This window comes from Actinomycetota bacterium (assembly GCA_030650795.1).
In the GTDB taxonomy this organism is placed as follows: Bacteria; Actinomycetota; Actinomycetes; order S36-B12; family S36-B12; genus UBA11398.
Map to the genome: position 1 here is coordinate 248,552 of JAUSDJ010000017.1, position 12,532 is coordinate 261,083.

The following is a 12,532-nucleotide window of genomic DNA, read 5'->3' on the forward strand; positions in this document are numbered from 1 at the left end:
CCGAGGCAACTACGATCACGACGATCGAACGGCTCCGGCGGAGGAAGTCCGGCACGTCAGCGCAGTCAACACGGCTCTCATTTGCGCCAGCAGTTGCAAGAGGCACGGACTCCCCGCCAACTGAACGCGGGCGTCGACCCAGACCTCGTCTTCAAGATCAGAGCAGGCTCGCGCCCCGACGATTCTGCATTCGAAGGCCGCGGACTGCAAGTGCTGGGTGAGACCGTCAACTACACGTACTTCGTGCTCTCCAGCGACCAAGGCGCCTCGCTCGAGCAGGCGATGCAGCGGTACGTCCGAACCGGTGAGTTACGGACGTTCTTCAACAAGATCGATGACATTGAAACTTACGGTCCGGCAGATCGAACAGGCCCAGGCATCGAAGAACTTGCGTCTGGATACGACGGAATCCGCATAGTTGACCTGTCCATCTGGCCCTCAGGATCGCTCAACGAGGCCAATCGACGAGCGGCAATTGTCGAAGGGATTATTAGCGCGAATAGTGGCGAGATTCTGCTCCGGTCGATTTCCGCACGCCGAAACTACCTACGAGTCCAAATCTCGGTCGACGGGCTCTACGACCTGTTGAACACCAGTGCTATCGAGTTGGTTCGAACTCCGCCAGTCCCATTCCTCGATTTCCGAGAATGGCGGACTTTCAGCGTTGCTTCGCTCGACCGCATCGAAGAGGCGAGCGAGGTGGTCGGGGTACTTGATGATTCGCCGGAGACCTCGCATCCCTTACTAGCCGGACTTGTCCTGTCTGACGAATCTCTAGCACCAGCTGACTACGCATGGCAACAACGCGGCACCCATGGTTCCGAGGTAACTGGGCGGGTCCTCTTCCCATCGCTCCATGAGGAACTGCGAGACGCGCTTCCACTCACAGCCTTTGGAGCAGTCCGCGTCGTTCGCATACTAGAGCCCGACCCCCAGCGCAGGGATCATCCTCCACGGTTCGCGACCTATGGAACTGCGCATGACATGGTGGAGAAAGCTATTCGCCACCTGCATAGCTCGTACGGAGTGCGGGTATTCAACTTGTCGTTTGGATACTCCGAGCCCTTTAACGACCTTCATCTCGAACCTCTGACAGAGACGATCGATGATCTCGTGCGTGAGTTGGGGATTGTCATAGTCGTACCCACGGGGAATGCTCCAGCGAATCTAGCTGCTCGTACGCCTAGCGGCCACCACGTCATCGACGACAAGCCTGAGTACTTTTTTACCCCGGAGCACCGACTAGCAGAGCCAGGCCCCGCTGCGCTAGCCGTTACCGTTGGGGCGATCGCTCTTAGCGGGGCCCCAGCGGAGATCTCAAGTCATATCGGATGGCGGGCCGTGGCCGAAGCTAATGAGGCAGCGCCGTTTAGCCGAAGTGGACCTGGACTCGGCACGAATCCGAAACGTGCGAACAAGCCCGATGTCATTCATTTTGGCGGCAATGCGGTCGTAAATGACAGTGGGAATTTTGTATCCACTGACCCGGGTGCTTCACTCGTGAGCACTTCGACGAAAGGCGGTGCCGGTCAACTATTCGCAGCAGTCAATGGCACTAGTTACGCGGCGCCTGCGGTCGCACGTGTCGCCGCCGACATTGCCTACGCCTATCCTGACGCCTCGGCCAATCTGATTCGCGCGCTGCTTGCCAGTGGCTCCACTCACACCGCTCCCGCGGGTGCCTTGCAAGCGCCACACCTCCGAAGCCGCGTCTATGGCCTAGGACTACCTAGTGTGGAGAGGGCCACAAGCAGCAACGCACACCGGGTGACGATGACTTTTGATGGATCTATGCCGGTCGACACCGTCCAGATCCACTCGGTACCAATCCCTGAAGAATTTCGCCGCGGGAGCCGCCGAGATCGGGTCATCAGCGTCGCCCTTGGATTCGACCCACCGGTGCGGCGCCAACGACGCGAATACCTAGCGGGCACCATGAAATTCGACGTATACCGAGATATTGACCCTGACGACTTGGCGGAAATCCTGCAACGTCAGGATTCGGACGATCAGTCAGATTTGATCAATGATCGCCGAAGGCTCGGCCTAGAGCCAGGCGTGAATACATTCACTCACAGCACCCTCCAACTTCGCGAATGGGTGGGACGCAATTCATTCATCAATGACGACGAAACTTTCCTCATTGCCGTCACACACAAGGCGCAGACGTGGGCACGGAATGATCCAACGTACGAGAGCCAAGCCTACGCGCTCGCAGCAACCCTTGAGGATCAAGACCTCGTCACTGCAGATCTTCATCAGATCCTGCGCCAACAACTCAAGGTCCCGACCCGAGTGCGGCTTAGGGCGTAAAGGAACTACCTCTTGCGCTCTTGCGCAACGTAAGGCAGGGGACCCAGTGCGTCATCTCCAGACGGCGCTCCGGCGCGACTGCTGTGCTCAGGCCTGACTCGATGATCCACGAGTATCGATCAACTTCGATCAGGTCGAACTCCGAGGACCTAGGTACCGGAGGCTCTGTAGCCGACTGTGACACCTCGTCGTGACCCATTTGACAATGTGACGTAGGGAGTCAGACCCCCTCCTCCGGACGCCTCAGTCTGGCTGATGCAGCAACTCCTGCGGCTCCGCTGTCCGCCAGCGCAATCAACATGCACTTGTGTCCCGACACTTGCACGGTTGCGAGTGCGTCCACACCGTTGAATAGGTTATGAACACACTTCAGAGCCAACTCCGGACCCCCAGACCGTGAAGCGCGCCCTCGGCATCACGTCAGTCGCCTTGTTGGTGTGCTTGGCCCCCGCCGGCTGCGTCATGTCATTGGCACTAGTCGGGGGCAGCATCGCCGCCGCAACGACTGATCCGCGATGTCTGTCCGAAGCGACGTCCGACCCCGCTGTCTGTACTCCAGGGGCTATCGGCCCGTCATTGTTCGGTGCACCGATTCCAATTGATCCCGGGAGCATTCCTGCCCCAGACCCTGCGGCGGCAAGCGCAGTTCAGGCAGCGATCGAAGCCGTCGATCGCCACGGGAGATACATCGCCGAGGGGAACGGTCCTGTGGATTTCGACTGCTCGGGGCTCACGGCGTTTGCCTGGCGCGCTGCTGGCGTGGGCCTAGTGGACTACTCGTTCACGCAGTGGAATCAGACTCAACGAATCCCCCGCAGCGCCCTCGCACCTGGCGACCTGGTGTTCTGGTTCGGTGGGGACGTGCACCATGTCGCGATCGTGGTGGCTGTGAATGGTGCGCATGTACAGATCGCCGAAGCAGCCAACCCAGATGTGGGCGTCCGTATTCGCGACTTTGGTGACGCCTGGGATCAGACCTACCTGACTGGATTTGGTCGGGTGACGCGGTGAATGCGAGGAACCGCAGTGGCTCGCGCCGTTGATGTATGTGGAGGGGAATCACCCTTGCCACTGAACTGATCGGAGCTCTTCATGCCAACCATTGCTGCCGTGCCCGCGGCATTGACCATGCCGTACCAGAACTTCATGGATGAACTCGCCAAGAGCGTGCAGGTATACGGCACTGCTCTAGCAACGATTGTGCTAATCGTGTGCGCATTTGGCTACATGGGATCAAAGGGCATGAGCCCGCAGAATGCCTCGCGGTGGATGGGCGGCATGTTCGCCGCACTGTTCGCCGCGATCGTGTGTGTCGGGGCCCCGGCGATTGTCGGCATCGTTCAGGGCTGGGCGACGACCGCCGCATAGCGGCCGTCTCGCTCACGGGGATCCATCGCCATGGACCTGTTCTTCGACAACGTCTTCCATGGGCTATTCACCACACTTGATCCCCTGGGAATGATCCTGCGCACGCTGATGTCGCTGCTGTCAGATTCGCTGGCACAACTGGTCAGCGGCATGTACACACAGCTGTTCCAGATCACCACGGTCGACTTCAGCACCGAGGCAGTCGGAAGCATCTGGCGCATCACCACTGGCCTATCTGTGGGCCTTGCAACGATCCTGCTGATCCTGGCGGCGTTCCGCTCGATGCTCGCGCAGTCGAACAAGTACCTGCTCCAGGCGTTCCCCGGGATCGTGCTAGCGATCCTGGGCCCGCAAGCCGCAGCCCTGTTGTTGCCATTCCTCGCCGCTGGCTTCACTTCCCTTGCTGAAGGGATCGTCGCGACGGCAACTCCGGATTTGGCGCAGTCCATGCGCCTGCTGGCAGGCGTCGGATCGAACCCGATCTACGAAGGCCTGGGACTGGTGGCTCCACTGATTGCGGCGCTGCTGTTGTTCGGGATGGGCACGGTGTTCTTCGTGCTGCTGTTCTGCATGGCCGGAGCCGTCGTGCTGTTCGTGCTATCACCGTTCGCGTTCGCGGGACTGGTGATGAGCCCCACCCGCGTGTGGTTCACCAAGTGGGCAACCGCAATGTTCGCCCTGCTGTTCGCCAAAGTGCCGATCGCAATCCTGCTAGCGCTATCGGTGTCGCTGTTCGCGAACTCCAAGAACGCAGGCACCGCGCAGGCCTTCGTCAATGCCGGCGCCGGACTGATTCTTGGAATGGGCGCACTCCTGTCGCCACTCCTGGCGTACAGCCTGTTCTCATTCATGGGCACCGTCGCAACCAGACCGGCTGGCGTCCCCTCAAGTCCTGGTCGTGCGGCCAGCACGGGCTACTACGGGATGCAGATGGGCAAGTCCGGGGTGAACGCGATGCGCACCGCTGGTGAGAAGTTCCGCTCCCCCAGCACTACTGGTGGCTCAGCTCCCAACGCGGTGGTACCGCATGAGCCATCCGCTGCGCAGCGCTCGCAAGGCGCAGTTGTCGCTGGACCAGCAAATCGAACTAGCGGTGGTGGGAATTCAGGACCGGGACTGCCGATTGGTGGCCCAGCTCCCCCGCCTGTGTCCGCCGCCGGTGGAGCATCGGCGGCGCCGACAGCTGGAGCCGGAGCATCAGCTGCGAGCGCTGGATCGGCAGCTACCGCCGGGACCGCTGCCGCGGCCGGTGCCGCGACGGCCGGAGTCGGCGCAGCCGTGGTGCTGGGTGCAGCGGCGGCGAAGAAAGCCGCCGCCCAAGTCGCCAGCAAGGCCACGTCAACCGCCGAGGGGCTCGCAAGTTCGGCGAACCCACCCTCGGATGGACCTTCCGGCTTCGGGTCACCCGACTCCCATCGCGTCGACTGATTCAGCGTCGACTGACAGCACGCCCATCCACCACTACTGATCGAACGAGGAGCCGTCATGACAACCGCTGCCATTGAGGATCGCGACGTCACCGTCGCGTTCCCGCGTCGCCCACGTCCCGGCATTGTCATGGGCCTTCGCGGGGGCCAAGTAGCGCTGCTCGCGGTCGCCGTGATGATGCTGGTGCTCGCCCTGTTCACCGGCATATTCCCCGGTCCGATGCGCGGGCTTGCCTTGGGCGGTGTGATCGCGCTGGTGATCCTGGCCACCTCGACCGTGGAGGGTCGCCCCGGTTACGCCTGGCTAGCAACACATACGTCGCATGCATTGCGGCTGCGCCGCGGCAATGCGACGTTCGCAAAGCCCGTGCATGTTGGCTCCTTCGGCCAACACACAGCGGTGGAGAAGGGGGTGGGCCTGCTGCCCGGTCGAGCGGCGTGCGTACAGGTGCACGAACTCAATGGCGTCGGCTATCTGTTCCATCCGCATCAGGGCACCATCACAGCCGTTGTCGAGGTCACCAGCCCTGAATTCCTGCTACGCGATCCGGTCGACCGTAACAGTCGCGTCGCCGGATGGGGACGCGTACTAGCTGCCGCGACACGCACCGGCGCGATCCGCCAGGTCCAGCTCCTTGAACGTTCGATCCCCGACGACGGCTCGGAGTTATCGGCCTACACCGACGCCCACCTAACGACCGAGCCCACGCAGCTGACCCTTGCGGATGCCTACCGGGATCTGGTCGGAGATCTGCGTGGCGGCGCTGACCGGCACCAGACATTCCTCGCCATTACTGTCGATCGGGCCGCCGCCACGTCCCGCATCAAGGCTGCCGGCGGGCACATGGCTGGGTTGATCGAGGCGTGGCGTCAGGAGTACGCGCTCCTGGCACGGCTGCTGCCATCGGCTGGATTGTCGATCGTCGATGAGTTGTCCCCGCGGCGTCTTGGCGAAGTTGTTCGCACCGCATACGACCCAGCCTCCACGTTCACGATTGAACCGGGCCAGGGGGTCGACCCGTCCGCATGTGGCCCGACTGCGGGTCGCGAGGAATGGCATTACGTCCGCACCGACGGTGCGTTCCATGCCGTGCTGTGGGTCGCTGAATGGCCGCGCGCCCATGTCGCAGCTGACGTGCTGTGGCCAGTGATCTTTCCCTCCGGAGTGAACCGCACTCTGTCGTTGTTCTACAAGCCGTTCACTCGCGCCCAGTCCGAAAGCGCCATCCGTGCCAAGCACTCGGAGATCGTGCAGAGCTCGTGGCTGAAGGACAAACTCGGTCGCATTGAGACCCTTGCCGATTCCAAGGAACTCGACGACGTCCTGACCCGGGAGTCCGAACTGCTCGCCGGTCATGCTGAGGTCGGACTGGTGGGCATGATCACCGTCACCGCGTCCACGCTGGATGCACTCGAAGCTGATGTCACCTCCATTCACGCCGCCGCGACCCAGGCGAGTCTGGATCTGCGCCGCGTCTATGGGCAGCAACTACAGGCATTTACCGCGGCAGCATTACCAATCGGTATCGAGGTGATCGCATGAGCATCGCGCTGCCTGCCCTGCGCCGCCACAAGAACACGGCACCGACCCAACCCTCGACATGGACCAGCCCCGGCGCACCGGCGTCGGGATTCGCCCGACAGGGACGTGACCGCTCACGGTTCACACTGCCGAGCCTGCGAGTGTCGACGGCGACCGCATCGGTGGCGTACCCGTTCCTGGCCCAGGCGCCTCTGACCCACAGGGGCACATTCTTGGGCACCAATCTCGGCACCGGCGCACCGTTCACCTTCTCCCCCTTCGAGCTGTACCGCGACGGGCTCATCACCAATCCGAACATCCTCGTTGTTGGTGAGATCGGATCGGGAAAGACAAACACGACCTGCGCGCTGACCATGCGCTCCATCCCGCTGGGCTACAAGGTCGCTGCCGTGGATGCGAAGAGCGACTGGGCACGCTTCGCACGCTCCTATGGTGGCGCAGCCATCAGCATCGGGCCCGGCCGCGGCAACAGGCTTAACCCGCTGGACGTATCCGATGCGCTGATGCGTGCTCGGGTAGACGCCGAGGGCAACCGCATTGACCCGGAAATTCTCGCCAAGTCCTCCCAGCTGCGACTTCTGGAGGGGTTGATCGAGATTCGTCTCGAGCGATCCCTGCGGGTGGACGAGAAGACCGCCGTTGCGCTGGCCCTGGAGCAGGCGCTACACGCCGCTGGTGGCAAGCCGATCCTGTCCGACGTCGCCCGAGCATTACGTGAACCCGATCCCTTGCTGGCCCAAGCGATCTCACGCACTCCCGGCGAGATGCTCGAGGCCGGCAACGCCGCCCGCTGGGCATTCGACGGTCTGCTGTCCACTGTCGCTCGCGACCTCTTCGACGGGCCCAGCACGACGAGGTTTGACTCAACCGCACCCATCGTCGCAATCGACCTGTCGGATCTGTACAACGACAACGGAAACCTGTCGATCGCCTTCACCTGTGCCTCTGCATGGATGGAGGCTGCGCTCGCGACACCGGGCAACGGCCAACGGTTCGCGGTCTACGACGAGGCCTGGCGCGTGCTGTCCCACGCTCATGGCGCGATCGACCGACTCCAGCAGCAGTTCCGCCTGGCCCGTGCCTGGGGGCTGTCCAACGTCCTGGTACTGCACAACCTGCGCGACACCCTCAACGTCGGCGACGCCGGCAGCGCCGAACGCAACAAGGCCGAATCGCTCCTGGCCCTGGCCGGCACCAAGGTGATCGGCTACCAGCCCGCCAAAGAACTCCCCGGCACCGCAGCAGCCCTCGACCTGACGCAAGCCGAGGTCGAAGTCATCGCCAACGCCTCCCGCGGAGAGTTCCTCGTCAAACTACAAACCACCGCAGGCGTGCGCTCATACCGCATTCGAGTAGACCTGCACCCGTATGAGTTGCAGTGGTGGGACACCACCGCAGGGATGCACTCCACCGGAGTCCTAGACCAGGAGCCCGCCGCATGAGCACCACCGCCAGTTCGGGCAACTCGTTCGCGATCGAGAAGGCCGTCGTCTTCATGGTTACAGCCGCAGTGATCGCGTTCGGCCTGATCCACCTCACCGGGCTCGCCCTCGCAAAGATCGCGGGCGACCAGGCACCGGCGTTCACACCCGGACGTGCGCTTGGTGTGATCAAGTTCGAGCCATACACACCGCACGTGTCACCAATCGCACACCTCATCCTGATCATGGTCATCCTGATCGCATTCTTGGAAACCGCTCGACGACTCATGCGATGGCGCGCAAGCCGTAAGGCCTCTGTGACGCATCGGGCGAACGAGTTTGCCGCCCGACCCGGCTGGTCGACTCCGGCCGGTGTGCGTACCGCCGCCTCCGTCAAGCAGCTCAATGCGCAGGCGGCCCTCTTGCGGCCGGCCGTCCCTGCCCCTCGTCCACAAGACCTGGGATACCTCCTGGGAACCAGCAAGGGGCAGCAGGTGTGGGCCTCAGTCGAGCGCAGCGTCCTGGTCATCGGTCCACCCGGATCTGGCAAAGGCCTGCATATCGCTATCAACGCGATACTCGACGCGCCCGGGCCGGTCATCACCACCAGCACCAAACCTGACAACCTCAAGGCCACGCTGACATCGCGGTCGGCCAAAGGCCCCGTCGGCGTGTTCGATCCCCAAGGCATGCTCGGTGCGACGTTCCCCCACCACGTCGCCTGGGATGCGGTCGCCGGCTGCCAGGACCCGATGCGCGCTGCCACCCGCGCCGAAGCACTGGCATCAAACACCGGGATCGGCGAGGGCAGCGAGAACCGGATATGGCGCGGCCACGCGAAAACCGTCATCGAGACCGTCCTGCACGCCGCGGCACTGGATGGCGCGAACATCGAAACGGCCTATCGCTGGCTCCAGTCCGAACACGCACTCGAAGTCCCACTTGAGATCCTTCAATCCCATCCCGATGCGTGCCCAACGTGGGACGCACGACTACGCGGCATCTCCAAGAACCCCGACCCGCGATTCGTCGGCTCAGTGATGAGCGTGGTCGCCGCAGCCATCGCCCCACTGGCCCTGCCGACCGTGCGCGCCTCATTAACACCGAGCGGCGATCGGCCCGGCGTCACCGCTGAGCAGCTGCTCTCCGAGTGCGGCACGCTGTATGCGATCGCCACTGATCGTGGGGCTGCCGCAGCGTCGGGCCTGGTGTCGGCGCTGATCGAGGACATCGCCTACGTCGCGCGCATCACAGCTGCGCGCTCGCTCGGTGGCCGCATGGACCCTCCGGTGCTCTTCCTGCTCGATGAGTGCGCCAACGTCGCGCCCATCCCTTCCCTCCCTGCGCTCCTGGCAGATGGACGAGGACAGAACCTCACCGTCATCCCAATCTTCCAGGCCCTGGCCCAAGTCCGATCCCGCTACGGAGACGAAGACGCCTCGACCGTGTTCTCCGCATCGCAAATCAAACTCATCCTCGGCGGCACCGATGACGCCGACGACCTTCGCGACCTCTCCGAACTCATCGGCGAACGCGACGACTGGTTCACCACGACCAGCCGATCCGCACACGCCCTGGCCATCGACTCCGGCGCGACCAGCAGCAGCTCCCTGCGCAAAGTGCCGATCCTTCCCCCCGATGCGATCCGTTCGATCCCGTTCGGCTCTGCAGTCATGCTCCTGTCCCAAGCACATCCCTTCCCTTTGCGCATGCGTCGATGGACTGAACGGCCAGATGGATCGCTCCTCGCCAGGCAGCAGGCTGCTCTGGAGGCTGAACTTCTACGAAGCTCCAGCGAGGAGGCGCCATGAACTGCCCAACCGGCAAGCGAAGTCACACCACGAGGGCAGCCGCTCGCGCTTTCGCCCGCCGCTACCCCGGTACCCATCGCCGCGCCTATCAATGCGAACGCTGTAGTGCATGGCACCTGGGGCGGCTAGCACATGCACGTAAATCTGGACGGGAAGCAGCATGACTGAGACATCCAGTCTGGAATCTAAGGCCAAGACCTTCGTTCACACCGCTCGAATCAAGAGCGCTCTCAAGCAGGAGACTTGGCACCTGGACCACAAGCGCCCTGGAGAAGGAGATCCTTGCGCCCCCGAAGGTCCCGTCGACTGGCACGAGATGCAGGACGACCACTTCGAGGAAACCTGGGGCGCGCTGTGCGACTTCCTGGCGTGGGCATTGCCTCACTGGGGATTCAGCACCGACCAGATTCCGCACAAATGCTGGTGGCTGCACTTCGACATCATCGAAGAGCTCACCTCATGGTGGGGGCTTTGGCAATCACATGTCCGTGATCCCAAGGCCCCAATCTCCAGCCAGATGGAGTTCCAGGAGCACACGTTCCAGCTCAAGCAGCGCCTCGACGTCACGTACCGCGGCAGGTGCCGACACGAGCATCAGCCGGTGGTGCCACTTGTTCTGGATGTTCCCGACTAGCAGGAAACGCAGTTACCAGTCTCCGTACGAGAAGTGCTTACTGTGTGAGTCCTCAAGCAAGATGTCAGCTCTGGGGCGACCAGGGTGAACGACTGCTCCACCTCACCCAGGTTGACTTCCACCGTCTTCACGCTGGATGGAAGGTGACATCCCCTGAGTGGCAGCTCTGCACTGTTCGCATTCAGGTCAGTGCTCCGATCATGCCGATATGAGTTCTGGTGTTGTCACCTACCCCTTTCGGTGGGCGGTCGTGGTCGTCACCAGGGTCAAGAATCGTTCGGAGAGGTAGCGCCTGTCGGCGACGGCCCATTCGGTCGTGCTACTTGACCAGGGCTGCTTCCGCGAGGCGCGGCAGCGCCTCGGGATTGGGGAACACGCCGTCGACGTCCGTGGGCCGCTTCATCTCCTTGTTCACTCTCTTGAGGGGGCTGGTGGACAAGATCTGCCGCCAGTGGACCTGCGATGCGCGAAACCGCGCAGCAGGAACTGACGGAGCTGGAACTCAACGAGATGCACGGCGAACTCGCCAAAGCCTGGGTAGCACCGACCGCGTGACCTCGGCAGTCCGAAGCCCCGTGATGGCGTGAGATGCCATCAACTTCCTGTGAGATGACACCTCTATGTGTGAGGGAAGTCGAGCCCATATTGGAGAGGGAATTCAATACAGCTAATAACCAAGTTGCAGTTAGGTCACTGGAACAATTCACGGACAGCGATCTGCTATCACCCAGGTGCCTCACAAGGGTCCGCTCCTATGAATTATGTTGCGATCAAACACCCTCCTAGTTCGAGCTCCTACAAATTCACATGCTGAGGACAACATGCCTGCTACCAATGAGGAACGAATCCAGGCCGCATTGGATCGCATGCGCGTTTGGCTACCGGTGGGCATGAATGGCCAGAGTCATCCCGTACTCCAGTGGATCGCGCAAGATCGGGCAGAGAACCAATTCGACAACTTCACAGTTCTTGGAATTGAGAGTCTTGCGGAAATGACTACAACTCTTGACAGCGTGAATCCCACAATCGTCGGAATCGCATCCATGCGACGTCGATTCCGAGATGCACGTGATGAGGCTGACCTCTGGAATGTTCGCTTAGAACTTGCAGTCGCATGGATGCTCGTGAAAGCAGGTATTCGTTTTCGGTTTGGCGCTCCACCCAATCCGGAGCCTGACTTCGTTCTGGAAGATTTTGGAATTGGCATAGAGGTCACTCGACGCGACTATGACGGTGTAGACGATCTCGTTCAAGATCTAACCCGGCTGATCGGAACTCGATCACTCACTTTGACACTGACGTTTGACAACTACCCGTTGCAAGTTCGGAAAGCAACAAAAAACTCCATCATGCTTCGTGTGTCCCAAGCAATAGAGACAGGCAGCCAGATTGACACGATTCATGAGATCGATACTTTTACGGGCACCTTCGCACTCGCTATCGAAATTGCCCAGAAACCAGATGACAACGACGCATCGCATGTCAAAGTGGAAGTAGAATCCGCCGCACTCGCAAGAACAATGGAACACGTTGAAGAGGCGCTTCTAGCCAAGACACGCGATCAACAGAAAATCGAGCAGGCCCGATCTATGCCTACCATCCTCTTGATCGAATCATCAGATGTTGGATATGCCTACATGCGCAGCGCAGCCACTTGGGAGGCCGTGCTTAGGACTTGGATGTCAGCCGAACTCCCCTTTCTGGGTGTAGGCCTAGTCCAGCGAAATGTCCTGGCCCCTGGGATGGGCTTCACAATTGTCCTGAATCCTCATGCTGACGAGATGGTGCTTGAACGTGCATCCAATGTCCTGGCGCTAATTGCAGCGGTCTTTCCAGCATAGAAGGGCTGCCGCTCATACAAGGGTTTGCCATCCTTCCTGAAATGGGGCAAAAGCCACTTCACTCCTGCGAGCAATGAACATCGCCTATGCGGAGACCGAAGGCACTCATTTGGCGCCGCCTTCCGCCCAGCTGTGAGAACCTGCTTGTGGACGCTGCACGGATACAGGAAGTGT

General features: G+C 61.5%; 9 protein-coding genes and 1 pseudogene. 9 read left to right on the forward strand and 1 reads right to left on the reverse strand.

Features of this window, described 5'->3' with window-relative positions; genetic code table 11:
* Window positions 1-81: 81 nt before the first annotated feature.
* The 8 genes from Q7L55_05020 to Q7L55_05055 all read left to right on the forward strand — a co-directional run bounded on the left by Q7L55_05020 (window position 82) and on the right by Q7L55_05055 (window position 10,517).
* Window positions 82-2,313: a S8 family peptidase gene (locus tag Q7L55_05020; protein ID MDO8731921.1), complete on the forward strand. Its 2,232-nt coding sequence runs from the start codon at window positions 82-84 to the stop codon at window positions 2,311-2,313.
* Window positions 2,314-2,709: 396 nt separating this feature from the next.
* Window positions 2,710-3,324: an NlpC/P60 family protein gene (locus tag Q7L55_05025; GenBank protein MDO8731922.1), complete on the forward strand. Its 615-nt coding sequence runs from the start codon at window positions 2,710-2,712 to the stop codon at window positions 3,322-3,324.
* An 81-nt stretch (window positions 3,325-3,405) separates the two neighbouring features.
* Window positions 3,406-3,681: a hypothetical protein gene (locus Q7L55_05030; protein MDO8731923.1), complete on the forward strand. Its 276-nt coding sequence runs from the start codon at window positions 3,406-3,408 to the stop codon at window positions 3,679-3,681.
* A 30-nt stretch (window positions 3,682-3,711) separates the two neighbouring features.
* Entirely contained in the window at window positions 3,712-5,109 is a 1,398-nt protein-coding gene (locus Q7L55_05035; GenBank protein MDO8731924.1) for a hypothetical protein, read from the forward strand.
* Between the two features lie 57 nt (window positions 5,110-5,166).
* The gene (locus Q7L55_05040; GenBank protein MDO8731925.1) at window positions 5,167-6,651 is read left to right on the forward strand and encodes a hypothetical protein; all 1,485 of its coding nucleotides are present in this window, start codon (window positions 5,167-5,169) and stop codon (window positions 6,649-6,651) included.
* On the forward strand, window positions 6,648-8,093 hold the full coding sequence (locus tag Q7L55_05045; protein ID MDO8731926.1) for an ATP-binding protein: 1,446 nt from the start codon (window positions 6,648-6,650) through the stop codon (window positions 8,091-8,093). Before Q7L55_05040 ends, Q7L55_05045 begins: the two co-directional genes overlap by 4 nt.
* Window positions 8,090-9,883 carry a TraM recognition domain-containing protein gene (locus tag Q7L55_05050; GenBank protein ID MDO8731927.1) on the forward strand — a complete coding sequence of 598 codons (1,794 nt, stop codon included), beginning with the start codon at window positions 8,090-8,092 and terminating at the stop codon, window positions 9,881-9,883. Before Q7L55_05045 ends, Q7L55_05050 begins: the two co-directional genes overlap by 4 nt.
* 160 nt (window positions 9,884-10,043) lie before the next feature.
* The gene (locus Q7L55_05055) at window positions 10,044-10,517 is read left to right on the forward strand and encodes a hypothetical protein (GenBank protein ID MDO8731928.1); all 474 of its coding nucleotides are present in this window, start codon (window positions 10,044-10,046) and stop codon (window positions 10,515-10,517) included.
* A 228-nt stretch (window positions 10,518-10,745) separates the two neighbouring features.
* Here the strand turns inward: Q7L55_05055 and Q7L55_05060 are convergent.
* Window positions 10,746-10,971, reverse strand: a pseudogene (locus Q7L55_05060) (transposase).
* A 670-nt stretch (window positions 10,972-11,641) separates the two neighbouring features.
* On the opposite strand from Q7L55_05060, the gene Q7L55_05065 reads away from it, so the two are divergent.
* A complete protein-coding gene (locus Q7L55_05065; GenBank protein MDO8731929.1) occupies window positions 11,642-12,358 on the forward strand; it encodes a hypothetical protein in 717 nt (238 codons plus the stop codon).
* Window positions 12,359-12,532: the final 174 nt, after the last annotated feature.